Raw genomic sequence first — 24,718 nt, 5'->3', positions numbered from 1 at the left:
ACACTGCTTACATTGATACTTTTGTTTAGCCTGCTTATTCATACCAAACTTGTATAGTTTATCAGAATTACAGCGTGGGCATTTTATATTAGTTTTGCTCATTGTTCTTCTCTCCTTTTCGAAGGGGGTATTATTTAGTCTTGCAAACCTATTGTATTTCCTTGGGTTGAGAAGAGCAATGTTCATATAACTTAACAGATCGTAAAGAACGAGGTGGGGGAAAAATGAAGTTAACGCCAATGGATATTAACAATAAAGAATTTAAGAGGGGAATTAGAGGATATAATCCCGATGAAGTTGATGAATTTTTAGATGAAGTTGTTGAAAATTATGAAGAGTTATATAAAGAAAATTCAAGATTAAAAGAAACTGTTACAAGACTTAAAGATAAAGTTGACCATTATGAAAGACTTGAGGCTACAATACAGAATACATTATTATTAGCTCAAAATGCTGCAGAACAAGCAAAAGAGAGTTCACAAAAAGAAGCGGATTTAATTGTGAACAATGCAAATGAAACTGCTCAAAAAATCCTAGATAAAGCACACAGTGATGTTATCGGAATAAATGATGAATATGAGAGAGTTAAAGAAGAGTTTATTAAATTTAGAGCAAAATTTAGAGGCTTTATGAATACACAACTTCAAACTTTTGATGAGTTAGAAAAAGATTTAACTAAAAACTATAATGTTTCTGAAGTTATACAAGAATTAGAGTTAGGTAGTAAAGAGATTGAGACGAAGTCAAACGTAGATGAGGAAAGTGAGAGCAATACTGTTAAAGCTGATGATATCTCCGAAATTAAGAGTTTCTTCGCAAAAAACTAATACATATTAAAGAGACGGAGACGTCTCTTTTAATTTTATATGATTTATTACTGTATAATACTTGAGTAACATATATAGATATATTATAATGTGGTAAGAATTATTATAAACGGAGAAATAAATTATATGGAAGAAATAATATTGAAAGTTACTGAAGAAAATACTGGAGAAAGGATAGATAAATATTTATCTACTGTTATTGAAGGAAAAACTAGATCATTTATTCAGGGTCTTATTGAAGAAAAAGCTGTAACGGTAAATGGTAAAATAATAAAGAGTAATTATAAAGTGAAGATAAACGATGAGGTAGTAGTGATTTTGCCAGAACCTATAGAGCTAGATGTAAAAGCTGAAAATATAAAATTAGATATAGTTTATGAAGATAGTGATGTAATTGTAGTTAATAAACCTAAGAATATGGTAGTACATCCTGCACCAGGTAATTATAGTGGAACTTTAGTTAATGGGCTTTTATATCATTGCAAGGATTTGTCAGGTATAAATGGTGTTATAAGACCTGGTATAGTACATAGAATTGATAAAGATACTACAGGAATTTTAGTTGTAGCTAAAAATGATGAAGCACATAATTCTTTAGCAAAACAATTTAAAGATCACTCTATAAAAAGAGAATATTATGCATTAGTTGAAGGTAGGTTTTCTAAAGAGTCAGGTACTATAGATAAACCTTTAGGTCGTAATAAGAAGGATAGATTAAAAATGGATATAGTGGAAGACGGAAGGAGAGCTGTTACTCACTATGAAGTTTTAGAACAATATGATAAAGGTGTATCTTTAATAAAGTGTACTTTAGAGACAGGAAGAACTCATCAAATTAGAGTACATATGGCATCAATTGGACATCCACTAGTAGGTGATCAAACATATGGATTCAAAAAACAAAAGTTTAAAATTGAAGGGCAAGCATTACATGCAAAAACCTTAGGGTTTATACATCCTAGTACAGGTGAATACATAGAGTTTACATCAGATCTTCCAGAATATTTTGAAGAGTTAATAAGAAAGTTAAGATAGGAGGATTAACTATGAAATTAAAAGCTAACTTATTAGATCAAAACGCTATAAGAAGAAGTTTAATAAGAATATCTCATGAAATTATAGAAAAAAATAAAGGTGTTGAAGATATAGTATTAATAGGAATAAAAAGAAGAGGTTATCCTATTGCTAATAGAATTTCTGAAAATATTGAAAATATTGAAGGAATAAAAGTTCCAGTAGGTTATGTAGATATTACTTTATATAGAGACGATATATCAGAAATAATGGATATGCCAGAGGTTAAAAATATAGACTTAGGTGTTGAGGTTAAAGGCAAAAAAGTTATAATTGTAGATGACGTTTTATACACTTGTAGAACTGTAAGAGCTGCTATAGATGCGATAATTCATGCTGGTAGACCTAAATCAATACAATTAGCTGTATTAATTGATAGAGGACATAAAGAGTTGCCAATAAGAGCTGATTATGTTGGTAAAAATATTCCTACATCAAAATCAGAAATTGTAGCAGTACAGATAACAGAAATAGATGAAGATGATTCAGTGAAGATATATGAATCATAAAAAAGGAGAAAAAGAATGGAATATAATTTAGTTGCAACTACTACCTTTGGATTAGAGGGAATAACGGCTAAGGAATTAAAAGCGTTAGGATATGAAGATTTAAAAACAGAAAATGGTAAGGTTCATTTTGTAGGTGATGAAATGGATATTGCTATAGCAAATGTTCACTTAAGAACTGCTGACAGAGTTTTTATAAAAATGGCTGAATTTGAAGCTAGAACCTTTGAAGAATTATTTCAAGGTACTAAAAAAGTTAAATGGAGTGAAATCATTCCTAAAGATGGGGTAATGCATGTAGTAGGTAAATCTGTAAAATCTACTTTATTTAGTGTTCCAGATTGTCAATCAATTGTTAAAAAGGCTATAGTAACAAGTATGAGTGAGAGTTATGGAATAGATAAGTTTGATGAAGATGGACCTGTTTATAAAATTGAAGTTTCTATATTAAAAGATGTAGTTACACTATCTATAGATACAAGTGGTGTTGGTTTACATAAGAGAGGATATAGAGAAGAGGCTGGAATAGCACCATTAAAAGAAACTTTAGCAGCAGCAATGGTATTAATATCTAGATGGAGAGGCAATTATCCTTTAGTTGATACTTTTTGTGGATCAGGAACTATATTAATAGAAGCTGCTATGATAGCTCAAAATATAGCACCAGGATTATGTAGAAATTTCGTATCAGAAACTTGGCCAACAATAGGTAGTGAAATCTATGAACAAGTTAAAGAAGGTGCTGAAAGAAGCATAAAGCATAATGATATTAAGCTTATTGGTTATGATATAGATGGTAGAATTTTAAGAGTTGCAAGAAGTAATGCTGAGAAAGCTGGTGTTTCAAAATATATAGAATTCCAAAAAAGAGATTTTAGAGAATTTAAGACTTCAGATAAAAATGGATTTATTATAACTAATCCGCCTTATGGAGAAAGATTAGGAGATAAGGATGAAGTAGGAGAACTTTATAGAATATTTGGAGAATATAAAAAGATACATAATACTTGGGATTTTAATATATTAACTTCTTTTGAAAACTTTGAAAGACCATTTGCAAGAAAAGCAAGTAAGAATAGAAAATTATATAATGGTAAAATAAAATGTTATTATTATCAATATTTTGATAATACATTAATTAAAAATGATGGAGATATGTTAATAAACCACATTTAATTTAATTAAAAGTTAATGAGAAAATCCAGTTTATACTGGATTTTTTTCTGTTAAGAAATTAATTAGAAGTTTATAAGATGATAATAATTTAAAGCCAGCATAAGCTGGCTTTATCAATAAAGAATTATTTTAAATTTACTTTTTTTCTAAGTTAAAAGAATTTAATTCTGACGGTTCAGCGTAAAGTGTGTAATTTGTATGATATATTACCATACCAGGCTTTGAACCAGCAGGTTTTTTTAGATTTCTGACTAAAGTATAGTCTACAGGAACTTTTGATGAAGTTTGTGCTTTGCTATAGTAAGCAGCAAGTGTTGCACCTTCAATTAATGTTTTATCAGGAACATCTGCTGAGCAAATAATTACATGAGAGCCAGGTATATTTTTGGTATGAAGCCACATATAATTCTTATTTGCAAATTTTAAAGATAAATAATCATTTTGAATGTTATTTTTACCTACAAAAATATCAATTCCTTCAGAAGAAACAAAATGCAAAGGCTTTGAAGCTTTAGATTTTTTATCATTTTTATTTGACTTTCTATTTCTTATATATCCTGTTGAGATAAGCTCATTTTTAATATCATCTATTTCAACATAGCTTTCACAATTTTGTATATTAGTTAATACGGAATAAAGATATTGAAGTTCTTCTTCATTTTTCTCTAATTGTTCTAATGAAGATTCTTCAGATTTTTTTAGTTTATTATATTTTTTATAATAACTTTGAACATTCTCAGAAGGAGATTTATTAGGATCTAAAGGAATTTTCATATACTCTTCATTTTCGCTATAAAAGTTTAAAAGTTCAATAGAAGAACTACCAGCTTTTATTGTATAAATATATGAAGTTAATAAGTCGCCCTTTATTTTAAAATCATCTTTTCCTTCACATTTTTTTAGTAATGAATTAAGTTTTTCTTCTTTCTTTAAGCATCTATCTATATTAGTAGTTAGAAGTTTTTGAATATTGATAGATCTACTTTTTATACGCTCTTGCTTATCTTTCTCTATGTAATATTTATCCATCATTATGTGAGGATTTTCAAATACAAGAGAATTGCTTTCATTTTCTATATTAGTTAATTTGATAGAAAATAAATCTATAAAATCTCTATTACAATCAAGTGTAATATTAAATACAGAATTATTTACAAGAGTAGTAGACATATCTTTCATAAAATTATAAATAATATCTGATTTTATATCACTTTCTGATTTAGAATATTCATAATAAAAGTGATGAGAAAGTGGTTTACTGATTCCAGTAAAAATTGATGAAAATAAATTTTCATCAAAAGGAATATCATTTTTTTCTAAGAAAGCTTCAAGTTCATCTTTAGAGAAATTAAAAGGGTTAAGTTTTTTAGATTTAGGAGGATATTTATATGTAACTCCAGGATAAAGAATTCTGTAGCTATTTACATCTGCGCCGATATGTTTTATACACTCCATTACTTTATTATCTCTTTGCCTAACTAATGTAATATTACTATGACGCCCCATAATCTCAACTACAAGTATATAGATACTGTTAAACCCTAATTCATCTGTAGCTTCTATATATATATTAAGTAATCTATCACCATCAACTTGTTCAACCTCTAGTATTCTTCCACCTATTAAATATTTTCTAAGTACCATTGTGAACATAGGTGCTTGAAGAGGATTAGTTTTACTAACTTCTGTAAGATGAATTCTAGGATATTTTGAAGATGCAGAAATCAAAAGTTTAACATTTTTTCTGTCTTTTCTTAATGTTACAATAATTTCATCTTTTTCTGGTTGATTTATTTTATCAATTTTTGAATTTGTTATTGATTTTTTCAAATCTTGGACTAAACTATATAAGTAGATACCATCTAATGCCATAAATGTTTTCCTCTCTTTTTCTGTTTTAAGGATAGTATAACATTATTATGCATAGGTATTCAAGGTAACAAGGGGTAAGGTATAAGTAAAAAAGTTATAAGAGATTATATGTATCTAAGATATAACTTAAATGTGGGGGATAGTTTATAAGTAAATGAGGTAAAGATGAAAGTGAAAAGTAATAATTTAAAGTTTGTAGTAATAGTTATATCTATAATTATGCTAATGTTTGGGTGCGCAGAAAAAGAAAAAGAAAGGGAAACGGGAGAAGAAAAAGAGAGAGTTACGTTAAGTCAAGGTTCTTATAGGAACTTAGAAAGCAATAGTATATATTCTTTAAATGAAGATAATATCTATGAAAAGATAGATACTGAAGAATTGGTGATTTCATATAATAGTGAAAGTGGAAATTATATTTTTATCCAAGATGATGATGTGTTTATTAACTACTTAGGTAAAAATATTAGAATTAATGATAATAAGATAAAATCGCCTAAGTTATCTAATGATGGAAAATATATATTTTATTTTTGTGATAATGGAATATTAGAGCCAAAAGTTATTGATTTGGAAAATGAAACAGAAGTAATTATTGATAATAAGGTTATGATTTCAGGTCAATTTGCTGATTGGGTAGCAGATAATACACTTATTTATTATGGAATAAGAAATGAAGATAAAAAAAGTGGAATTTTTACGTATGACTTATCAAATAAAACAGAAGAGCTAGTATATGAAATAAATAAGGGATATGTTTCATTTTTAAAGGCTATAGACGATGAAGTTGTGTTTATAGAAGATAATATGGAAAATAGGAAAATATTAATTTCCTTAGAAAAAAATAATAGCTTTGAAGAAATTACTGAAAAAATAATAGATATAAAAGATATAATAAAAATAGATGAAAATATATACATATTAGGAAAAGTAAAAGATGATGTATATTCTATTTATGAAATTTTAGGTAATGATTTACATAGGGTAGTATATGATTTTCCGCTTATGATTAATTTAGAAAAAGGTTTATCTGTAAGTCCAAAGGGTGAATTATTGTTTATGGGAAGTAATGAAGATTATAATGAACAAAATATATACAGTTATTCTGATGGAACTGTAAATTTAATATCAAAAAGTAAAGGGAAATATACTTTCATTAATATGAATTAAGGGATTTTAGACTTTAAAGTCTGAAATCTTTATTTTTTTACTTTTAATATTAAAAGTAATGATTAAAGAAGTAATAAATTGGAAATTACTTTAAAGGGTGAAAAGATGTTGATAGACTTTGAAAAAATTAATATTAAAATTTTAAGAAAAATAACAAAAGACGATGCAAAGAGACTTAAGGCTATTCCTTATAGGAATGAAGGTGAAAAAATATATATTATTGCTTCTAATGTAAACCTAAACATTAAAAATGAATTGAAATTTATTTTTGATAAAGAATTAGAGATAAAAGAAATAGATGAAAATACTCTTTTTGGAATGATAGAAAGATTATATGTAGGTTTAGAAGATGATGTAGAAGAGATAATAATAAGAAAATCTATAGAATTAAATGCATCAGATATACATTTTGAACCAAGAGAGAAATTTACAGTAGTTAGAATGAGAATAGATGGTAAGCTTGTTATTACCAATATTTTAACATTAGAAGAACATTTAAAGATAATATCTAAGTTAAAGGTTAAAAGTAATTTAGATATTACAGAAAAAAGACGACCACAGGATGGTAAACTTACTTTTAAAGAAATGGATAAAAATTATGATTTAAGACTTTCATTTACTAACACAATATTTGGAGAAAAACTTGTAGTAAGAATATTATATGGGCAGGTTTTTAATTATAAATTGGAAAGTTTAAGATTAACTAAAAATCAAATGAAGAAGATTAAAGAAATAATAAAAGTGAGCAATGGACTTGTGTTAGTTAACGGACCAACAGGATCTGGCAAATCAACAACATTATATACAATATTACAAGAGGTAAATACAGAAGAGGTAAACATAACGACTCTTGAAGATCCCGTAGAAGTTGTTATGCAAGGTATAAATCAAATTGCTCTAAACAAGACTATTGATTTGAATTTTGCAGAGGCTTTAAGAAGCACATTAAGGCAAGATCCAGATATAATAATGGTTGGTGAAATTAGGGATGATGAGACTGCTGTAATATCTGCTACTGCTGCAATAACAGGACATAAGGTATATTCGACTATACATACTAAAACAGCAAGAGAGGTTTTCTTTAGATTAGAAGATATGGGAGTAAAGAATTATATTATAAAAGATTCTTTAGTAGGAATTATTTCACAACGTCTAATAAGGATACTTTGCGATGATTGTAAAGTATTAGAAGGTGAAATTGAGAGTGAAGGCAAAAAAATCAATGTATATAAAAAACGAGGATGCAGTAGGTGTAATTTTACAGGGTATAGAGGAAGAGCATTAGTAGCAGCTATACATCATATGAATAAAGAAAATAAACGGAAATTAGTTAATCTAAATGAAGATGATAGATTACTAAGTAATAAAGAGATGGTAGACAATTTGAAGGAACTTTTAAAAGATGGGCTAATTAGTTGTAATGATTATAATCTGTTTTTAGAAGTAGAGGAGATTGAGTTTGACAATGAGGATAAATACACTCCTAAACACAAAACATAGAGATTTACAGATAGTTATAGAAAATTTATATAATCTATATAAATCTGGAATACCTTTATTTAATTCTTTTGAATTGATGGAAGAATTACCTTTAACAAAAGAATATAAGAAAAGCATTACAGATATACGAGGAGACTTAGGGAAGGGTGAAGGATTATATTATTCTTTTAGCAAATATGATAGATTATATCCAAAATTCTTTTTATCTATGTTAAAAGTAGGGGAAGAGACAGGGAGATTAGGCGATGTTTTAAATGGATTATATGTATATTACAAAAAGGTGAATTTGATGAAAAGAAGATTAAAAAGCTCTTTAACGTATCCAGCTATATTAGTGTTTATAACAATTTTATTAGTATGTTTTTTTGTAATGGTTGTAATACCGACGTTCCAAGATATCTTTATTTCTATGGAAAAGGAAATACCAAAAGTCATAGAACTTTCTATTTTATTAAAAAAATTTATTGATAAATCACCAATCTTATTTATAGTATTTTTCTCTTTTTGGGGTGTACTTGCACCGGCTACAGTTATTTTTTACTTCAGAAATAATTTAGCTAATATTATATATAAAACTCCTTTAATAAGAAGATTTAAAGAATATGTTTCCGTAGTTTTACTTTCTATAATTGTTAAAAGTGGTATTAGTTTATCTATAGGATTAGAACGTTGTATGGATATAGATTTATTAGGTGGAATAAAAGAAGATTTTAAATTTATTAATTTAGCAATTTTAGAAGGTAAGTCGTTAACGTTAGCTTTAGAGGGGACTTCTGGATTTACTAGGTATACATTAGCACATATAAGATTAGGAGAAGAGTGTGGGAACCTTGAAACTGTATTGACTACATTAGAAGATGAACTTTTTGATAGATTAAATACTGAACTAAATAGGATACTAGAGCTTATACAACCAATAACAATAGTATTTATAGGAGGATTAGTGATAAGCTTTATTTTAATAGTTATACTACCTGTTTTTGAAGGGTTGATTGGATAGAAGTATGAGAAAAAGAGGATATACATTGATAGAGGTTATAGTTGTAATAGCAATATTATTAGTAATTATGCCGATATTTATAAATGGTAAGTCAACATATAAACTTATTGATACTATTACATCAAAAAGTTTAAAGAATGATATAGCTAATATAATTAGTTTTGCTAAACACTATAGCTATAATACTGGAAATACTGGCAGATTAGAGATAAATACTTTAAGTGGAGAAATACTTTTTATAGATACAAAAAATGAAATTACAAAGAATATAATTGCGAAGGTAACTTTACCAAAGGGATATAAATTTGTATCTGATTTTAAAATACCTGTAAGTAGTAAAGGGGTAGTTTCTAGCAATTCTATAATTTTTAAAAGTTTAACTGGAGAATATCATGAAGTAACAATTTCAGTTGGGATAGATTTAGTAAATATTTATTAATAAAGGTGGATAAATGAAAAGAAAAGGTGTTACTTTGATTGAAACTATAGTAAGTTTGATGATTTTAATGATTGTTATAACATTATTTGTAGCGTTAGTTAAAGATTATAATATTAATCTTACTAGTAGAAAAACCAAAGAAAAATTGAGTAGAATAACATACTGTATTATGAACGAATTAAAGTATAACTGTACTAAGGAAAATATTATTTCACAAAGTAATGCTAACAAAATAGAATTGAAAAATTATGATAATATATTAGAGGATTTAAAATGTAAAGGTTTATTTGAAATGGATAAAGGTAATGGAATCACTATTTCATTTTCTAATAATAGTGATGATAGCTTAAATGTTAAAATTTCAATTTATGAAGATGGTTTTACAGAAGAAAGGGAGTTTATAAAGTGGAGGTAGTTTATTGAAAGAAAAAAAGAATAAAAGAGGATTTACATTAATAGAACTATTAGTTTCTTTAGGTATTTTTACTATAATAACAACGGTATCTTTTAATATAATTATTTCTGCTACTAAAGAATACGTTCTATATATAAATAAAAGCACGGAATTAGATAATTTGGATAATTGTCTTATAAATATTGATAATATTCTTAGAAGTGATTATATAATAGCTATCAATGTAGAAGGGGACAAAATTGAGATTGTATCAAAAATGGTTCATAAAGGTAAAAGTATTAAGAAAAAGATTATATATAAAAAAGATAATAACTTAATGGTTAAAACTTTAATAAATGATGATTTAGATACTAGCACAGGAAACAATGTTCTTTTAAAGAATGTTAAAGACTTTAATGTTTTACAGAAAGATGAACTTATATATTTTGAAATTATTACAAAGAGTGAAGAGAGAAGAATAAGATGTATATAAAGAAAAAGAGAGGGTTTGCATTATTAGAAACTTTAATCGTTATAAGCATTCTAATAGTTCTTATATCCTTATATGCAAAACAAAACTTTGTAAACCTAAGAAAATCTAATTATTATGGGATAAAAGAAGATATTTTAACACTTAATAGTGAAGAAGAACAGTTGATAAAAGTGGCAGAAAATAAAATTTCTTTAGATATAGAGCTTATGAGAAAGCTAGAAGAAGAGGGAATAGAAGAAAAAATAATATATACTTCATCAAATGATAATAATTTATATATAGAGTTATTAGATAAGGATATATATTTGATTCATAAGAAAAATTTAGAGAAGAAATATAGAAAATTGGAATATGAGGTTGTAAGTGAGCCTGAAAAGATTAAATTAATTCCCACGAGATATATCACAGCATACACTAATAAATAGGAGAGTTTATGAATACTGTTGTTATAGAAAAGAATAAGTATGTCTATAAAGGTAAAATATATGAAGATAATGATATAGAGAGTCTGACAAGTAAATGTGGTAAAAATATTAGAGTAGTAATATTAGCAGAAAATCCATTAATAAAAATTTGTGAAAAGATAGATATAAATATTAATAAAGATATAGAAAAAGATATACAAAATAATTTGATTATTGATGAAGATACATTAGTGGATTACATTATTGATAAAAAATCAAAGAAAATATACATATATTCAATTAAACAGAGAAATAAAGTAAGTAGAATTTTATATAAAGCTGAAAAGATGCGTGTAGAACCTATTCAATATACTTTAATAAGCATTATAAAGAAAAGGTTTAAATATAAGAAAACCTATAAAGCTTTAGTTAAAATAAATAATTATTTATATTTTATTCGGGTTCAAAGTGGAATATTAATTTACTCGAAAACCATGGAAGAAAGAGAAGATACTTTACATAAGTTACTTCTTGAAGAATTAGTAGGAGAAGATTTATTAGTCGATATTAATTTGAAGGATATAATTATAGAAAGTATTTCAGAAAATGAAGTCGTTAAGGAGATTAATTTTATAAATTTGAAAGAGAAGGTAGAATATGAAATATCAAAAATATAAAGATTTTTTACCAGAGAATATTAGAGTAAAGAAAGTTAGTGAATTTGAGAGAAGTAATAAAAGAGCATTATTTCTGATGATTTTTTTAAATAGTATTTTACTACCTTTAAATTTAAATAAGATAAATTATGATAAAGATATAGAAGTATTTAGTGAAGATGATATATATTACTATGAAAATAAAATAAAAAGTATAAAAGAATGGATTAATATAAATGATGATTACTATATAAATATTTCAATACAAAACAACGATGGAGAAATATATTTAAAAGATAGAAAATTTGCATATAACATTGAGGAAGAAGGGTTTGATATAAAAGAGTATAAGAGGATAGAAGATAATATGATTTTAAGGGTGATAAAAAGATAATTATGATTAAAAGAAAAATGATTATTTATATTGTTATATTTGCGATAACTATTATACAAATTTGTTTATATTTTAATGAGGATAACAAAACAACAGAAGTTATTTCTAGTAATGAAGTTAGAGTAAAAGGAAATTTTAAAGAGATTGATATAGAGTTAAATGAAATAGAAAATTTAGAAGTATTAGAGTTAAAAGATGATGGAGAGATATGGAGTGGTAAAGTTTTATTGTCAGGTAGTAAGGAAGAAGTATTGAATAGTATAGAATTACTAAAAAATTATAATATAATTAATTATAAAATTGATGGAAATGTTAATGATTTTCAGGTTTTATTGGACATATGTAGATGAAATAATTAAAAATTCAACAGATATTTATGAAATAATTGCATTTCTTTAGTAATTTTGATAGAATATTTTTGTTGTGTCATTATGCAACAATATAGTTATGACTATTTATCGAGTTTTACGGTCATAATAATTATGAATTCAAGTTATTTGGAGGGAACTTATATGATATCAGCAGGTGATTTAAGAAAAGGTACTACTTTTGAATATGAAGGACAAGTTTTTACAGTAATCGATTTTCTTCATGTAAAACCAGGTAAAGGTGCTGCATTCGTTAGAACTAAGTTAAGAAACGTTATTTCAGGTGGAGTTACAGATACAACTTTCAACCCAACTGCTAAATTACAAGAAGCAGTAATAGAAAGAAAAGAAATGCAATACTTATACTCTGATGGAGAATTATACTACTTCATGGATCAAGAAACTTATGAGCAAATTCCACTAAACTATGAAAAAGTTGAAGATGCTATAAAATTCTTAAAAGAAAACATGTTTGCTATAATTAAATTCTACAAAGGAGATGCTTTCTCAGTTGAAGCACCAAACTTCGTTGAATTATTAATAACTCAAGCAGATCCAGGAATCAAAGGTAATACAGCAACAAATGCTATGAAACCAGCTACATTAGAAACAGGAGCTGTAGTTAACGTTCCAATGTTCGTTAATGAAGGAGATACTATAAGAGTAGATACTAGAACTGGCGAATACATGGAAAGAGTTTAATATCTTAATTAATGCTAAGTTCCTTAGAACTTAGCATTTTTTAATATCTATTTTTAATAATAAGTTGATAATAAATTTTACAAAAAGGGTATAATTTAGATAAGAGTATTAACTTTTAAGGAAGTGAAAGCAAGTGAGAGAGATTTTTGATGAAATAGATAATATCAAAAATAGTATAGAAAGTATACAAGATGAGAAATATAAAGAGTTATTCAATCAAATTTCTAATTTGTTAATTAATTTAAGTGATAAAGTAGAAGAAGTTATAGTTAAACAAGAGTCTCTAGAAGAGAATGTTGGATACATAGGTGAAGATTTAACAGATATACAAGATGAATTATTTGAAGAAGTAACTTTTGAAGACTTAATGGATATTGAAGATGAATATATTGAGATTAGCTGTAAATGTTGTGGAAAACCACTTTTTGTTGAAAAGGATGCTTTAAATAAAAATAATAATATTCCATGTCCATTTTGTAATAATAAGGCTAATTAAAAAGAAACTGCAAAGATTTGCAGTTTCTTTTTTTTATAAAAATATGTTATCTAAATAATAAAAATATTTTACATATTTTATTTATATTAAGAATAATTATAAAGTGTGTGAAATAAAAATTATATAGAACGGTGGAAGAGGAAGTGATTAAAATGGTTTATGGAGAAGAAGTTATAAGAATACTTCCTGAAAAAATTGCTAATGAAACAAAAAAATTTATAAGCGATGGAACTATACAAGAGATAAGAATAAAGGTTGGTAAACCAATAATATTAATATTATCAAATGAGGAGAAGGTATTAAATTATGTTACAACTAATGATGAAGTTAAAGGAATACTTGTAAAGATATCAAACTATTCTTTATATGCTTATGAAGAGGAAATAAAACAAGGATATATAACAATAAAAGGTGGACATAGAGTTGGGATAGCTGGAGAGTGTGTTATTTCTAATGGAGAGATTAAAACTATAAAAAATATATCTTCATTGAATATACGTATATCTAAAGCAGTTGTAGGATCAGCTAAGAAAATCATGCCTATTATAACTGGAGGTGACAGAATTTATAATACTCTTATAGTTTCTCCACCTAAGTGTGGGAAAACAACTATCTTAAGAGATATAGCAAAGAATATCTCAAATGGAGTATATTCTCTTGGGTTAAAAGGAAAAAAGGTTGTTATTATTGATGAAAGAAGTGAGGTAGCAGCTTGTTATAATGGAGTACCTCAGATGGATGTGGGTATTAGGACGGATGTACTAGATAACTGTTTGAAAAAAACAGGGATGATTATGGCGATAAGAAGTCTGTCACCAGATGTATTGATATGTGATGAAATAGGTACTTTAGGAGAAGTTGAAGCTCTTAATATGGCATTTAATTCAGGAGTAAATATAGTTGTAACAGTTCATGGTTTTGACATAGAAGATATATATAGTAGAAAAGTTTTTAAAGAGTTAATTGATGAATCAATAATAGAAAGAGTAGTGATATTAAGTAGTAGAAAAGGAGCAGGTACTATTGAAAGAATATACAAAATAGAAAGAGGTGAAATTAAATGTTTAGAATTATAGTTATTTTAGTGGTATTTCTAGCATGCATCTATATAGGATTCTATTTTGGAGAAGTGTTTAAACATAGAAGCGTAGAGCTTAAGGATTTCCAAAAGGCATTAATGCTTATGAATACTGAGGTCTTATACTCTAGTACACCGTTACCTACAGCGTTATTAAATATTAGCTATAAGCTTGAAAGTCCTTTTAGTAAAGTTTTTAAAGAAACAGCCGATATGCTGGAGGTTGGAGAGATATATAGCGTATATGAAGGATTTAATAAAAGTTATAATAACCATAAAGATGAGTTTCATTTAAAGGCAGATGATTTTAATATAATTAAAGATTTCTTCTTTTCATTAGGTGAATCTGGAGTTTATGGGCAGGAGAAAATTTTTAATTTAACTTCTGAAGAATTGAAAAGAAAATACCTTGAAGCTGAGGAAGAGTGTAAAGTTAATAGAAAAATGTATAGGGGTATTGGTGTTTGTGTTGGAGCAATAATAGCTATATTTTTCATATAAAAAGGGGGATATTTAAAAGTGGTGTTGGATTTTAGTTTATTATTTAAAATTGGAGCTATGGGGGTCTTATTGATAATAATCGATAAGGTTCTAAAAAGCGGAGGAAGAGAGGATATATCTGTATTAACTAATTTAGCAGGGATAGTAATAATCTTAATAGCAGTACTAAGTATAATATATAAATTATTTGATTCAGTGAAGACTCTATTTACTTTATAGGAGTATTTTATGGAGATTATAAAAGTAGTTTCTTTTGCTTTAGCAGCACTATTTATATTTATGCTTCTAGGTGAGAGAAAAAAAGAATTGGCAGTTTTGGTAGCTATTATCGCAGGAGCAATAATATTTTTAGCTCTAATAGATAAACTAAGCGAGATAATAAATTTTATTAATACTATTGCTGATAAAGCTAATATAGATATGGTTTATATAGGAATAGTTCTTAAGATACTTGCCATTGCATATCTTTCAACATTTTGTAGTGAGATATGTAAAGACGCGGGTGCTACAAGTATAGCATCTAAAGTTGAGTTTGCTGGAAAGATACTTATTTTAGCATTAGCTATACCGATACTGATGGCAGTATTAAATTCAATCCTTCAGATATTGTAGGTGTTAGATATGAATAAAAAAATAAAAAGAATATTTTTAAGTTTAATTTTTTCAATAATACTTTTCAGTTTTGGTTCAGTGACAAATATATCTTTTGCAGAAGATAATATAACATCAGTTCTAGGTAATGATGAGATACAAAGTGAAGTAGACAGCTTATATAATTATATAAACACTATGAAGAGTGATATAGAGCTTATGAATGAATTAGATCCAGTAAGTTATATTAAAGCTTATATGGAAGATGGTAAAGGGAATATTAGCTTATCAAAGATAGGGGGAGCTGTTGTAAGCTTACTTTTAAAGGAAGTCAAAAGTGTTTTAGGTTTATCTTTTTCGATTATTGCAATAGGAATAATTAGTGCATTGCTAAAAAGTCTGCAAGAAGCATTTAATTCAGAGGGAATATCTGAAGTAGCTTTTTATGCCTGTTATGCTTTAATGATAGTAATACTTACAAAAACCTTTTTGATATCTTTAGATATGGCGAAGGATGTTATAACAAATGTAGTGGAATTTATGAGTAAATTGTTACCTGTATTAGTTTTGATGCTAGGTGCAGCTGGAGGGTTAACTCAAGCAGCTACAATGGATCCTATAGTTTTAGGTGCTACAATTTTAATTCCACAACTATACTTAAATATAATAATACCACTTATTTTATCAAGCTTTGTATTGCAGTTTGCAAACAATATGACTAATGGAAGTAAGTTAAGTAATTTATGTGATATAGCAAAAAAAAGTACAATATGGATACAGGGAATAATAATAACAATATTTATAGGATTGTTAACGGTTAGAGGAATTACATCTTCTACGATTGATGCTGTTACTTTAAAAACAACAAAGTTTGCTATTGATAACTTTATACCTATAGTTGGGAAATCATTTTCAGATGCTATATCATCTGTAGCTGGTTATTCGTTGATTATAAAAAATGCTATAGGATCAATAGGGCTTATAGTAATTATACTTATAATATTGTACCCGATAATAAAAATAGTTTTATCATCTATAATATTCAAATTGTCTGCATCTCTTTTAGAACCAATAGCAGACAAGCGTATAACAAAATCTATAGCGGCAGCAGGAGAATCGCTAACATTAATAATGAGTTGTGTATTATGCGTTAGTTTAATGTTCTTTTTACTGATTGCAATGATGGTACAAGCAGGAAAGTTTGTAATAGGGGGATAGTGTATGGAGTATATTAAAAGCTTTATAATTGCATTAGTTACAACAATAATATTTATAACCGCAGTAGAAATGATAGCTCCAGATAAACCTATTAAAAAATATATAAAGTTTGTTTTAAATTTGGTCCTTGTTTCTGTATTGTTAAATCCTATTGTTTATCTTTTTACAAAAGGGGAAGGGGAAATTATAGGAGCTATTGAGAAATACGAACAAATTTTATCTCAGGGGACAATTTCAAATGATAACAGTGCAGTTAATGATACGAGGGTAGAGGCTTTTAAGGAGAATTTAAACAAAAACTGTGCAATGCTTCTAGAAGATAAGTTTGATGGTGAAAAATTTGAATGTGATGTTATATGCACAATTGATTTAGAAAATATGACATATAATATTGAAAAAATAAATGTTGGAGTAAAAGATAACAAAATAAAACTTATAGAGAAGATTAAGATAGATATAAGTAAAAGTACTGAAGTTATGTCATCAAATGAAGAGATAGAAGGTAGCGAAGAAATAATCGATTACTTGACAGAAGAACTTAATGTTTCTAGAGAAAAAATAGAGGTATATAAAGTGGAGAGGAGTGAGTAAATGGATAAAGAGAAACTTAATAACGAACTAAAGAAAATAGTTAATAATAAAACTTTTTTTAATGCACTGGCAGTTTTACTTGTTATAGCATTTCTATGGTTAGCTTATACTGCATTTTTTACTGGTAGTAGCAATGAAAAATCAAGTTTAACTCCAAAAGGTGCACAAGAAGTAACTGTAGAGGAAGCTGAAATAAGTAAAGAAATTTTAGATTATGAAGCTGAACAAAAGCAAGAACTGCAAGATATACTATCTAAGATGGAAGGTGTTGGGAAGGTGGATGTTAAGATGCACTTTGAAAGTGGAGAAGTAAAGGTTCCAGCGTATAATTCTACAACACAAACCGCTGAAACTAGAGAAGAGGATTCACAAGGTGGAACACGATCTACAATACAAGAAACTGGAGGAGATACCGTTGTTATGTATTCTGATGGAAGTACTAATGAACCGTTTATAGTACAGACTTATAAGCCTAAGATAACAGGAATAATTATAGTAGCAGAAGGTGCAAGTAATAGTAAATTAAGATATGATATTCAAATTGCAGTTTCTACTTTATATAATTTAAGTTTAGACAAGGTTAATGTATATCCTATGGAAAACTAGCATATAATTTATAGAAAAATAGAAAATAGAAAAATGTATAGGGGGATTTTTAAAATGACAAAAAAACAATTTGGGATTATCTTTACACTTATGGCTTTGATAGTATGTGTTGGAGTATTATCAATGAAATTAAATGAAAGCGGATTAACAGATCCAACAGATTTAGGTGCAATGTTACTAGAAAATGATACAGAAGAACAAACAATGAGTACTCAAGATTATTTCTATAACCTAAGAACACAAAAAGCTCAATCTGATGCAAAAATTAAAGATGAGATGAAAGCAATTACTGAAGATGCAAGTGCTTCTCAAGAGGCGAAAGACATAGCAAATAATTCGTTAATTCAAAAAGCTCAACTTCAAGAACAAGAATCAAGAGTTGAAATGGGAATCATGAATAAAGGGTATGAAGATGCTATTTGTATGATAGATTCTAATAAGGTTACAGTATATGTTAAAGTAAAGGAAACTCCTACTACAGAGGAAACTGCTTTATTACAACAATTAGTTGAAGATATTACAACATTAAGTGATATACAAATAGAAACAAAGAAATAATTCGTTGTAATAGTAAAAGTATTTTGATATAATAAACATAAGAAAAAAGAGGTTTTACAAAAATGTAAACCTTGAGGAGGGTTTAATATGGAAAATGTTAAGACTGATTCAGCATTAGGAATCGTAAAGATTTCTGATGAAGTTGTTAGTGTAATTGCAGGAATAGCAGCAGAAGAAATTGATGGAATAATAGAGCTTCCACAAGGCGTTGGAAATAACATATCACAAATATTAAAAGGTAAGAAGAATAACTTAGGAAAAAGCGTTAAAGTTACTTTAGTAGAAGACAAGGCTGTTATTGACTTATCTGTAGCAGTTGAGTATGGAGTTAAGATTCCAGATGTAGTTAATAGTGTACAAGAAAATGTAAAGAAAACTGTTGAAACTATAACTGGGTTAAGTGTTGAAGCGGTAAATATAAGTGTTCAAAACATATATGTACCAAAGCAAGAACAAGAAAATCTAAAAGAAGATTAGTAAAACCCTCTGATCATCAGAGGGTTTCTCATTATTTAGAGAAATTTTAGTTAATAAATTGATTTATTATAGACACAAGTAAGATTATATTGTAATATACATATGTTTAATTAATAAATATAAGTTTATAATATTAATAAAGTAAGTGTTTATATAGATATAATATATGCATTAGTACTTAGGAGGAAATTATGAAAAGACAAAGATCAAGAGAAATTGCAATGGAATTATTATTCGGAATGGAATTAAGTAAAAATTCATATGAAGAAACAATAGAAAACTTTGTAGAAGACTATGAAATGGATCTTACAACTATAGATTTAGAGTATATTAAATCTACAGTGAAAGTTGTAACTGATAATTTAGAAAAGATAGATGGAATAATTACAGAATCATTAGTGAATTGGAAATTAGATAGAATTTCAAGAGTTAACCTAACAATACTTAGACTAGCTGTTGGTGAAATGCTTTATGTTGAAGATGTACCAGAAAAAGTTGCTATAAATGAAGCGATTGAGTTAACTAAAAAATACTCTGATGAAAAGAGCGTATCATTTATCAATGGTGTATTAGATAAAGCGTTTAAAAGTATTTAATTATATGAATAGGTGAGTAGGGGTATACATATGGGAGAAATAATTAAAGGAAAAAATATAGCTGATAAAATAAAACTAGATATATCAGAGTTTGTAAATTTTAGAAAAGCTAATAATTTAATAATACCTAAAATAGCATCTATTCTTGTTGGAGAAGATGGAGGGTCTATTTATTACATAAATAATCAGGAAAAAATATCTAAGTCATTAGGTGTTGGGTTTGATAAAATATTATTCCCTAGTTCTATTTCAGAAGAAGAATTAATAAACGAGATTATAGATTTAAATAATAGAGAAGATATTAGTGGAATAATACTTCAATTACCTTTACCAAAAGAAATGAATGAGAAAAGAGTTATTTCTAATATTTCAGCAGATAAAGATATTGATTGCTTAACATATGAGAATGTTGGAAAGTTATATATAGGAGAAAAATGTTTTCTTCCATGTACCCCAAACTCAGTTATAAGAATTTTAAAGAGTTTAGATATTACTTTAGAAGGTAAAAGAGCTGTAGTAATTGGGAGAAGTAATATTGTAGGTAAACCTCTAAGTACATTATTATTAAATGAAAACTGTACAGTTACAGTATGTCATTCGAAAACTAAGAATTTAAAAGATGTTTGTAAGGAAGCCGATATATTAATTAGTGCTATTGGAAAGCCTAAGTTTATAGATGATGAATTTGTAAAAGATGGAGCCATAGTAATTGATGTTGGGACATCTTCAGTTGATGGGAAAATAACAGGAGATGTAGACTTTGATAAAGTTATTGATAAAGCATCATTTGTAACACCTGTTCCAGGAGGAGTAGGAGCATTAACTACCACTTTACTAATAAAAAATTCATGTGAGGCATTAGAGAAAGATGAAGATTAAGACATTATCTGTATCAGAAGTAAATAACTATATAAAAAAAATATTGGATAATGACTTTATTTTAAATAATCTCTCTGTAAAAGGGGAGATTTCTAATTTAAAGCTTCATTCAAGTGGACATATATACTTTTCGTTAAAAGATTCTGCTGGCAAGATAAACTGTATAATGTTTAAAAATAGAGCTTATGATTTAAGATTTCCTTTAGAAGATGGAATGGAAGTTGTTATAAGAGGTAGAGCTTCTGTTTATACAGCTAGTGGGACATTTCAAATATATTGTGATGAAATTGAAAAAGAAGGTATAGGAGAACTATACGTTAAATTTGAAAAGTTAAAGTCTAAACTAGCAAAAGAAGGATATTTTGATGAAGATTTAAAAAAAGATATACCTAGAGATATAAGATCAATAGGTGTAGTAACATCTGAAACAGGAGCAGCTATACAAGATATAAAGAATGTTATTAGAAGAAGAAATACATTAGTAGATATAATGCTTTATCCAGCTCAGGTTCAAGGAAATGGAGCGTACAAGACAATAATTGAAGGTATAAAGTATTTTAATAGAAAAAAGAATGTAGATGTAATAATTATTGGTAGAGGTGGAGGCTCCATTGAAGAGTTATGGAACTTTAATGAAGTAGAGTTAGCTAAAACAATATTTAATTCTAATATTCCTATTGTGTCAGCCGTTGGACATGAAGTAGATTTTACCATATCAGATTTTGTAGCAGATATAAGAGCAGCAACGCCATCACAGGCGGGAGAATTGGTAGCTCCTTTAGAAGAAGATATATATAAGAGAATAGAAATTAACAAATATAATCTAAACACAATAATGCAAAGAAAATTTGAAATCGAAAAAAATCTCTTAGAAAGTTATGATGAAGTATTAAGATTAAAATCCCCTTTAAATAAGATTGTAAATGGATATTTAGAAGTTCAAAACTTAAAAGAAAGATTAGATTTTAGTATTAAGAATAAGATAGATAAGGAAAAACAAAAATTAATATCTTTAAATGAAATTCTTCAAGCTCGTAGCCCTATAAATATATTAAGAAAAGGATATGCTATAATTAAGGATGAGAATGATAATATCTTAAAAAATGTAGAGGATTTTAGTGATAAAGAGGAGATTAATATTACTTTAAGGGATGGATATGTTAAAGGAAGCTTTATCTTGACAGAAAGGGGAGGAGATTTATAATGGCAAAAAAAGAGAGTTATAATGAGATGTTAGAAAACTTAGAAGATATTCTAAGAAACTTAGAGAATTCTGAGCTTACCCTTGAGGAATCAATGAAGGAATATGAAAAAGGTAGTAAGCTTATAAATAAATTATATAAAACATTAAATACATTAGAAGGTAAATTTATAAATATTAAAGAAGAAAATGAAGCGGTGAATAGTGATGAAGAATAAAGAGATTAGGGAATCGCTTAATGATTATTTGAAAAATTATTTTAATGATAAAGGCAATTATAATAAGATAATATATGATTCAGCTAGCTATAGCTTAAATATAGGTGGTAAAAGAATTAGACCTATATTAATGATATTAAGTTATAGTATGTATAAGAATAATTGGAAAGATATTTTACCTGTAGCTGCAGCTATGGAGATGATACATACGTATTCATTAATTCATGACGATTTACCAGCTATGGATAATGATGATTTAAGAAGAGGAATGCCAACAAATCATAAAAAGTATGGTGAGGCAATAGCTATATTAGCTGGTGATACGCTATTAAATGAGGCTATGTCATTAATGATGAGCTTTGCACTTAAAAATGGAGAAAATGCTTTAAAAGCAGCAATTGAAATAGCTGAAGCTGCAGGACCCGAAGGCATGATTGGTGGCCAAGTTGTAGATATTGTAAGTGAAGGAAAGAAAGTTTCAAAAGATGTATTAAATTATATGCATTTAAAAAAGACTGGTGAACTTATAAGAGCATCGGTTGTAGTTGGAGCTATGCTTGCTGGAGCTAATGAAGATGATAAAAATAAACTAAATGAATTTGGACAAAAATTAGGTTTAGTTTTTCAGATAAAAGATGATATACTTGACGTAGAAGGCAATGTTAATAAGTTAGGGAAAAATACATTAAGTGATGAGAATAATGATAAAACAAACTTCATATCACTTTATGGATTAGAATATTGTAAAATAGAATGTAAAAAGTTAACGGAGAATTGTATTGATATACTTAAGACTCTATCTGTTGATGCTAGTGATTTAATTAAATTAACATATGAGTTGTTAGATAGAGAATATTAAACAAAGGAATGGTATGTATGGGAAATATATTGAATAATATAAAGTCTCCAGATGATATTCATAAGTTAAGTAGTAAAGAATTATATAAATTGTCCGAAGAAGTTAGAGAATTTTTAATAGATAGTGTTTCAAAAACGGGAGGACACTTATCTTCTAATTTAGGGGTAGTAGAATTAACTTTAAGTCTATACAAATCATACAATCTTGAGAAAGACAAGATTGTATGGGATGTTGGACATCAAGCTTATGTACATAAAATATTATCAGGAAGAAAAGAAAAGTTTGACACTTTAAGAAAATATGAAGGATTGTGTGGATTTCCTAAAAGATCTGAAAGTAAATATGACGCTTTTGGAGCAGGGCATAGTAGTACATCTATTTCAGCAGCTATAGGAATGGCAAGGGCTAGAGATGTATTAAAAGAGGATTATGATGTTGTAGCAGTTATTGGTGATGGAGCATTAACAGGGGGAATGGCTTTAGAAGCACTTAACGATGTAGGATTTAATAAAACCAATCTTACTATTGTGTTAAATGATAATCAAATGTCTATATCAAAAAATGTTGGAGGATTATCAAATCACTTAAACAAACTTAGAGTTGGACCTGGATATAATAAGTTAAAAGAAGACATAAATTCAACCTTAAATGCCTCAAATGTTGGAAAAGCATTAAGTCATTCTATACATAAAGTTAAAGATAGTATAAAGCAATTATTAGTACCATCAATGTTTTTCGAAGGGATGGGAATAAAATATATAGGACCAATAGATGGACATGACATTAATATGATGAACGATGTTTTAACAAAAGCTAAGCGTATTAATGGTCCAGTTATTATACATGTAATAACTCAAAAAGGAAAAGGATATGAATTCGCTGAGAAAAATCCAAATAAATATCATGGAGTATCACCTTTTGACTTAGAAAGTGGAGAAACTAATATAAATCCTAAAAAGACTTATTCAAAAGTTTTTGGAGATACTATGATGGAACTTGCTGAAGTTGACAATAGAGTAGTAGCTATAACAGCAGCAATGCCTGACGGAACTGGATTAAAAGAATTTTCAAAAAAATATCCTAATAGATTTTTTGATGTAGGAATAGCAGAGGAGCATGCAACAACTTTAGCAGCTGGTATGGCAAGTGCCGGATTAAAACCTGTATTTGCGGTTTATTCAACTTTCCTACAAAGAGCATTTGATCAGATAATTCATGATGTATGTATACAAAATTTACCTGTAGTTTTTGCAATAGATAGGGCAGGAATAGTAGGAGAAGATGGAGAAACTCATCAAGGAGTTTTTGATTTATCATATCTTTCGCAAATACCTAACTTAAAGGTTTTAGCACCAAAGCACTTAGAGGAATTATCATTAATGCTGAAATGGGCTATAAATCAAAATGGACCAGTGGCTATAAGATATCCTAGAGGTTCAGATTGTTGTGATGAAATTATACCTGTAAGTGAAATAAATTGTGGAAAGTGGGAAAAAATTATAGATGGAGAGAATGTTGCAATCATAGCTACAGGAAAAATGGTTCAGCATTCACTAATTGCTAGAAGCAAGTTATTAGAACTTGGATATAATCCAACTATAATTAATGCTACATTTATAAAACCTTTAGATTTAGAAATGCTAAATGAATTAGTGCAAAAAGGATTTAATATAGTTACTATTGAAGATAATATAGTAAACGGTGGATTTGGTTCATATGTACTTATGGAATTAAATAAATTAGGATTTAAAGGTAGATTTAGATCATTAGGATTTAAAGATGAATTTGTACCACATGGAGATGTTACAAATCTTTATAAGGATGCAGGATTAGATCCAAAAGGAATAAAAGATTGCATAGTAGAGATACAAGGATAA

33 protein-coding genes are annotated in these 24,718 nt (G+C 27.5%); 31 read left to right on the top strand and 2 right to left on the bottom strand.

The annotated features are described in order from the left end of the window. Positions 1-102: IS1 family transposase (locus H8S10_RS08430; RefSeq protein ID WP_347707662.1), on the bottom strand; the 102-nt coding region annotated here is incomplete at its 3' end. 122 nt (positions 103-224) lie between these two features. Between H8S10_RS08430 and H8S10_RS08425 the strand changes: the two genes are divergently transcribed. The 4 genes from H8S10_RS08425 (at position 225) to H8S10_RS08410 (ending at position 3,583) form a co-directional block, all read left to right on the top strand. Continuing rightward, a complete protein-coding gene (locus H8S10_RS08425) occupies positions 225-827 on the top strand; it encodes a DivIVA domain-containing protein (protein ID WP_186838564.1) in 603 nt (200 codons plus the stop codon). A 126-nt stretch (positions 828-953) separates the two neighbouring features. Then, positions 954-1,862, top strand: coding sequence for an RluA family pseudouridine synthase (locus H8S10_RS08420; protein WP_055265873.1), 909 nt, complete (start codon positions 954-956; stop codon positions 1,860-1,862). Between the two features lie 11 nt (positions 1,863-1,873). After that, entirely contained in the window at positions 1,874-2,410 is a 537-nt protein-coding gene (gene pyrR / locus H8S10_RS08415) for a bifunctional pyr operon transcriptional regulator/uracil phosphoribosyltransferase PyrR (protein ID WP_186838563.1), read from the top strand. Positions 2,411-2,425: 15 nt separating this feature from the next. Then, on the top strand, positions 2,426-3,583 hold the full coding sequence (locus tag H8S10_RS08410; RefSeq protein WP_186838562.1) for a class I SAM-dependent RNA methyltransferase: 1,158 nt from the start codon (positions 2,426-2,428) through the stop codon (positions 3,581-3,583). A gap of 135 nt (positions 3,584-3,718) precedes the next feature. On the opposite strand, the gene H8S10_RS08405 is transcribed toward H8S10_RS08410, so the two are convergent. Then, the gene (locus H8S10_RS08405) at positions 3,719-5,455 is read right to left on the bottom strand and encodes an NFACT RNA binding domain-containing protein (RefSeq protein ID WP_186838561.1); all 1,737 of its coding nucleotides are present in this window, start codon (positions 5,453-5,455) and stop codon (positions 3,719-3,721) included. 165 nt (positions 5,456-5,620) lie between these two features. Here H8S10_RS08405 and H8S10_RS08400 point away from each other — a divergent pair, with 165 nt between their 5' ends. The 27 genes from H8S10_RS08400 to dxs all read left to right on the top strand — a co-directional run bounded on the left by H8S10_RS08400 (position 5,621) and on the right by dxs (position 24,718). Beyond that, positions 5,621-6,622, top strand: a complete 1,002-nt coding sequence (locus H8S10_RS08400) for a hypothetical protein (protein WP_186838560.1) — start codon at positions 5,621-5,623, stop codon at positions 6,620-6,622. 78 nt (positions 6,623-6,700) lie between these two features. Further along, on the top strand, positions 6,701-8,122 hold the full coding sequence (locus tag H8S10_RS08395; protein WP_231071617.1) for a GspE/PulE family protein: 1,422 nt from the start codon (positions 6,701-6,703) through the stop codon (positions 8,120-8,122). Beyond that, the gene (locus tag H8S10_RS08390; protein WP_055265864.1) at positions 8,088-9,122 is read left to right on the top strand and encodes a type II secretion system F family protein; all 1,035 of its coding nucleotides are present in this window, start codon (positions 8,088-8,090) and stop codon (positions 9,120-9,122) included. The genes H8S10_RS08395 and H8S10_RS08390 overlap by 35 nt, the downstream gene beginning before the upstream one ends. Further along, positions 9,115-9,561 (top strand): type II secretion system protein, encoded by a 447-nt coding sequence (locus tag H8S10_RS08385; protein WP_055265862.1) that lies wholly within the window; start codon positions 9,115-9,117, stop codon positions 9,559-9,561. The genes H8S10_RS08390 and H8S10_RS08385 overlap by 8 nt, the downstream gene beginning before the upstream one ends. Before the next feature lie 13 nt (positions 9,562-9,574). Beyond that, positions 9,575-9,976 (top strand): prepilin-type N-terminal cleavage/methylation domain-containing protein, encoded by a 402-nt coding sequence (locus tag H8S10_RS08380; protein ID WP_186838559.1) that lies wholly within the window; start codon positions 9,575-9,577, stop codon positions 9,974-9,976. A gap of 4 nt (positions 9,977-9,980) precedes the next feature. Then, the gene (locus tag H8S10_RS08375; protein WP_055265858.1) at positions 9,981-10,448 is read left to right on the top strand and encodes a type II secretion system protein; all 468 of its coding nucleotides are present in this window, start codon (positions 9,981-9,983) and stop codon (positions 10,446-10,448) included. Beyond that, positions 10,439-10,873: a prepilin-type N-terminal cleavage/methylation domain-containing protein gene (locus H8S10_RS08370; protein ID WP_186838558.1), complete on the top strand. Its 435-nt coding sequence runs from the start codon at positions 10,439-10,441 to the stop codon at positions 10,871-10,873. Before H8S10_RS08375 ends, H8S10_RS08370 begins: the two co-directional genes overlap by 10 nt. Before the next feature lie 8 nt (positions 10,874-10,881). Next, complete coding sequence (locus H8S10_RS08365; protein ID WP_055265854.1) at positions 10,882-11,529, top strand: hypothetical protein; 648 nt, start codon at positions 10,882-10,884, stop codon at positions 11,527-11,529. Beyond that, on the top strand, positions 11,510-11,902 hold the full coding sequence (locus H8S10_RS08360) for a hypothetical protein (protein WP_055265852.1): 393 nt from the start codon (positions 11,510-11,512) through the stop codon (positions 11,900-11,902). The genes H8S10_RS08365 and H8S10_RS08360 overlap by 20 nt, the downstream gene beginning before the upstream one ends. A gap of 2 nt (positions 11,903-11,904) precedes the next feature. Continuing rightward, a complete protein-coding gene (locus H8S10_RS08355) occupies positions 11,905-12,252 on the top strand; it encodes a hypothetical protein (RefSeq protein ID WP_055265848.1) in 348 nt (115 codons plus the stop codon). A gap of 162 nt (positions 12,253-12,414) precedes the next feature. Beyond that, positions 12,415-12,972 carry an elongation factor P gene (efp, locus tag H8S10_RS08350; RefSeq protein WP_186838557.1) on the top strand — a complete coding sequence of 186 codons (558 nt, stop codon included), beginning with the start codon at positions 12,415-12,417 and terminating at the stop codon, positions 12,970-12,972. A gap of 133 nt (positions 12,973-13,105) precedes the next feature. Then, complete coding sequence (locus H8S10_RS08345; RefSeq protein ID WP_055265844.1) at positions 13,106-13,468, top strand: CD1247 N-terminal domain-containing protein; 363 nt, start codon at positions 13,106-13,108, stop codon at positions 13,466-13,468. 152 nt (positions 13,469-13,620) lie between these two features. After that, on the top strand, positions 13,621-14,544 hold the full coding sequence (gene spoIIIAA / locus H8S10_RS08340; RefSeq protein WP_055265842.1) for a stage III sporulation protein AA: 924 nt from the start codon (positions 13,621-13,623) through the stop codon (positions 14,542-14,544). Then, a complete protein-coding gene (gene spoIIIAB, locus H8S10_RS08335) occupies positions 14,529-15,047 on the top strand; it encodes a stage III sporulation protein SpoIIIAB (RefSeq protein ID WP_055265840.1) in 519 nt (172 codons plus the stop codon). The genes spoIIIAA and spoIIIAB overlap by 16 nt, the downstream gene beginning before the upstream one ends. Before the next feature lie 21 nt (positions 15,048-15,068). After that, a complete protein-coding gene (gene spoIIIAC / locus H8S10_RS08330) occupies positions 15,069-15,266 on the top strand; it encodes a stage III sporulation protein AC (protein WP_055265996.1) in 198 nt (65 codons plus the stop codon). A 9-nt stretch (positions 15,267-15,275) separates the two neighbouring features. After that, positions 15,276-15,659: a stage III sporulation protein AD gene (gene spoIIIAD / locus H8S10_RS08325; RefSeq protein WP_055265838.1), complete on the top strand. Its 384-nt coding sequence runs from the start codon at positions 15,276-15,278 to the stop codon at positions 15,657-15,659. Between the two features lie 9 nt (positions 15,660-15,668). Next, complete coding sequence (gene spoIIIAE / locus H8S10_RS08320) at positions 15,669-16,856, top strand: stage III sporulation protein AE (RefSeq protein ID WP_055265836.1); 1,188 nt, start codon at positions 15,669-15,671, stop codon at positions 16,854-16,856. 3 nt (positions 16,857-16,859) lie between these two features. Further along, entirely contained in the window at positions 16,860-17,447 is a 588-nt protein-coding gene (locus tag H8S10_RS08315; RefSeq protein ID WP_186838556.1) for a stage III sporulation protein AF, read from the top strand. Beyond that, on the top strand, positions 17,448-18,053 hold the full coding sequence (gene spoIIIAG / locus H8S10_RS08310; RefSeq protein ID WP_055265832.1) for a stage III sporulation protein AG: 606 nt from the start codon (positions 17,448-17,450) through the stop codon (positions 18,051-18,053). Between the two features lie 54 nt (positions 18,054-18,107). Next, positions 18,108-18,611 (top strand): SpoIIIAH-like family protein, encoded by a 504-nt coding sequence (locus tag H8S10_RS08305; RefSeq protein WP_055265830.1) that lies wholly within the window; start codon positions 18,108-18,110, stop codon positions 18,609-18,611. A gap of 87 nt (positions 18,612-18,698) precedes the next feature. Beyond that, positions 18,699-19,088 (top strand): Asp23/Gls24 family envelope stress response protein, encoded by a 390-nt coding sequence (locus tag H8S10_RS08300; protein WP_055265828.1) that lies wholly within the window; start codon positions 18,699-18,701, stop codon positions 19,086-19,088. A gap of 191 nt (positions 19,089-19,279) precedes the next feature. Then, on the top strand, positions 19,280-19,684 hold the full coding sequence (nusB, locus tag H8S10_RS08295; protein ID WP_055265826.1) for a transcription antitermination factor NusB: 405 nt from the start codon (positions 19,280-19,282) through the stop codon (positions 19,682-19,684). A 30-nt stretch (positions 19,685-19,714) separates the two neighbouring features. Next, positions 19,715-20,563, top strand: coding sequence for a tetrahydrofolate dehydrogenase/cyclohydrolase catalytic domain-containing protein (locus H8S10_RS08290; RefSeq protein ID WP_186838555.1), 849 nt, complete (start codon positions 19,715-19,717; stop codon positions 20,561-20,563). Continuing rightward, the gene (xseA, locus tag H8S10_RS08285; protein WP_186838554.1) at positions 20,553-21,767 is read left to right on the top strand and encodes an exodeoxyribonuclease VII large subunit; all 1,215 of its coding nucleotides are present in this window, start codon (positions 20,553-20,555) and stop codon (positions 21,765-21,767) included. The genes H8S10_RS08290 and xseA overlap by 11 nt, the downstream gene beginning before the upstream one ends. Continuing rightward, the gene (gene xseB / locus H8S10_RS08280; RefSeq protein WP_055265820.1) at positions 21,767-21,982 is read left to right on the top strand and encodes an exodeoxyribonuclease VII small subunit; all 216 of its coding nucleotides are present in this window, start codon (positions 21,767-21,769) and stop codon (positions 21,980-21,982) included. Before xseA ends, xseB begins: the two co-directional genes overlap by 1 nt. Further along, the gene (locus tag H8S10_RS08275) at positions 21,972-22,841 is read left to right on the top strand and encodes a polyprenyl synthetase family protein (RefSeq protein ID WP_055265818.1); all 870 of its coding nucleotides are present in this window, start codon (positions 21,972-21,974) and stop codon (positions 22,839-22,841) included. The genes xseB and H8S10_RS08275 overlap by 11 nt, the downstream gene beginning before the upstream one ends. 17 nt (positions 22,842-22,858) lie before the next feature. Beyond that, the gene (dxs, locus tag H8S10_RS08270) at positions 22,859-24,718 is read left to right on the top strand and encodes a 1-deoxy-D-xylulose-5-phosphate synthase (RefSeq protein WP_186838553.1); all 1,860 of its coding nucleotides are present in this window, start codon (positions 22,859-22,861) and stop codon (positions 24,716-24,718) included.

The organism is Clostridium sp. NSJ-49 (assembly GCF_014287725.1).
GTDB lineage: Bacteria > Bacillota > Clostridia > Clostridiales > Clostridiaceae > Clostridium > Clostridium disporicum_B.
This window is presented reverse-complemented; position numbering and strand designations above follow the sequence as displayed.

What these genes read in the sequence shown, in the direction of transcription:
- H8S10_RS08425 (WP_186838564.1), top strand. Translation starts at nt 225, where the DNA reads ATGAAGTTAACGCCAATGGATATTAACAATAAAGAATTTAAGAGGGGA.
- H8S10_RS08420 (WP_055265873.1), top strand. Translation starts at nt 954, where the DNA reads ATGGAAGAAATAATATTGAAAGTTACTGAAGAAAATACTGGAGAAAGG.
- pyrR (WP_186838563.1), top strand. Translation starts at nt 1,874, where the DNA reads ATGAAATTAAAAGCTAACTTATTAGATCAAAACGCTATAAGAAGAAGT.
- H8S10_RS08410 (WP_186838562.1), top strand. Translation starts at nt 2,426, where the DNA reads ATGGAATATAATTTAGTTGCAACTACTACCTTTGGATTAGAGGGAATA.
- H8S10_RS08405 (WP_186838561.1), bottom strand. Translation starts at nt 5,455, where the DNA reads ATGGCATTAGATGGTATCTACTTATATAGTTTAGTCCAAGATTTGAAA.
- H8S10_RS08400 (WP_186838560.1), top strand. Translation starts at nt 5,621, where the DNA reads ATGAAAGTGAAAAGTAATAATTTAAAGTTTGTAGTAATAGTTATATCT.
- H8S10_RS08390 (WP_055265864.1), top strand. Translation starts at nt 8,088, where the DNA reads ATGAGGATAAATACACTCCTAAACACAAAACATAGAGATTTACAGATA.
- H8S10_RS08380 (WP_186838559.1), top strand. Translation starts at nt 9,575, where the DNA reads ATGAAAAGAAAAGGTGTTACTTTGATTGAAACTATAGTAAGTTTGATG.
- H8S10_RS08370 (WP_186838558.1), top strand. Translation starts at nt 10,439, where the DNA reads ATGTATATAAAGAAAAAGAGAGGGTTTGCATTATTAGAAACTTTAATC.
- H8S10_RS08365 (WP_055265854.1), top strand. Translation starts at nt 10,882, where the DNA reads ATGAATACTGTTGTTATAGAAAAGAATAAGTATGTCTATAAAGGTAAA.
- H8S10_RS08360 (WP_055265852.1), top strand. Translation starts at nt 11,510, where the DNA reads ATGAAATATCAAAAATATAAAGATTTTTTACCAGAGAATATTAGAGTA.
- H8S10_RS08355 (WP_055265848.1), top strand. Translation starts at nt 11,905, where the DNA reads ATGATTAAAAGAAAAATGATTATTTATATTGTTATATTTGCGATAACT.
- efp (WP_186838557.1), top strand. Translation starts at nt 12,415, where the DNA reads ATGATATCAGCAGGTGATTTAAGAAAAGGTACTACTTTTGAATATGAA.
- spoIIIAA (WP_055265842.1), top strand. Translation starts at nt 13,621, where the DNA reads ATGGTTTATGGAGAAGAAGTTATAAGAATACTTCCTGAAAAAATTGCT.
- spoIIIAB (WP_055265840.1), top strand. Translation starts at nt 14,529, where the DNA reads ATGTTTAGAATTATAGTTATTTTAGTGGTATTTCTAGCATGCATCTAT.
- spoIIIAD (WP_055265838.1), top strand. Translation starts at nt 15,276, where the DNA reads ATGGAGATTATAAAAGTAGTTTCTTTTGCTTTAGCAGCACTATTTATA.
- spoIIIAE (WP_055265836.1), top strand. Translation starts at nt 15,669, where the DNA reads ATGAATAAAAAAATAAAAAGAATATTTTTAAGTTTAATTTTTTCAATA.
- H8S10_RS08315 (WP_186838556.1), top strand. Translation starts at nt 16,860, where the DNA reads ATGGAGTATATTAAAAGCTTTATAATTGCATTAGTTACAACAATAATA.
- spoIIIAG (WP_055265832.1), top strand. Translation starts at nt 17,448, where the DNA reads ATGGATAAAGAGAAACTTAATAACGAACTAAAGAAAATAGTTAATAAT.
- H8S10_RS08305 (WP_055265830.1), top strand. Translation starts at nt 18,108, where the DNA reads ATGACAAAAAAACAATTTGGGATTATCTTTACACTTATGGCTTTGATA.
- H8S10_RS08300 (WP_055265828.1), top strand. Translation starts at nt 18,699, where the DNA reads ATGGAAAATGTTAAGACTGATTCAGCATTAGGAATCGTAAAGATTTCT.
- nusB (WP_055265826.1), top strand. Translation starts at nt 19,280, where the DNA reads ATGAAAAGACAAAGATCAAGAGAAATTGCAATGGAATTATTATTCGGA.
- H8S10_RS08290 (WP_186838555.1), top strand. Translation starts at nt 19,715, where the DNA reads ATGGGAGAAATAATTAAAGGAAAAAATATAGCTGATAAAATAAAACTA.
- xseA (WP_186838554.1), top strand. Translation starts at nt 20,553, where the DNA reads ATGAAGATTAAGACATTATCTGTATCAGAAGTAAATAACTATATAAAA.
- xseB (WP_055265820.1), top strand. Translation starts at nt 21,767, where the DNA reads ATGGCAAAAAAAGAGAGTTATAATGAGATGTTAGAAAACTTAGAAGAT.
- H8S10_RS08275 (WP_055265818.1), top strand. Translation starts at nt 21,972, where the DNA reads ATGAAGAATAAAGAGATTAGGGAATCGCTTAATGATTATTTGAAAAAT.
- dxs (WP_186838553.1), top strand. Translation starts at nt 22,859, where the DNA reads ATGGGAAATATATTGAATAATATAAAGTCTCCAGATGATATTCATAAG.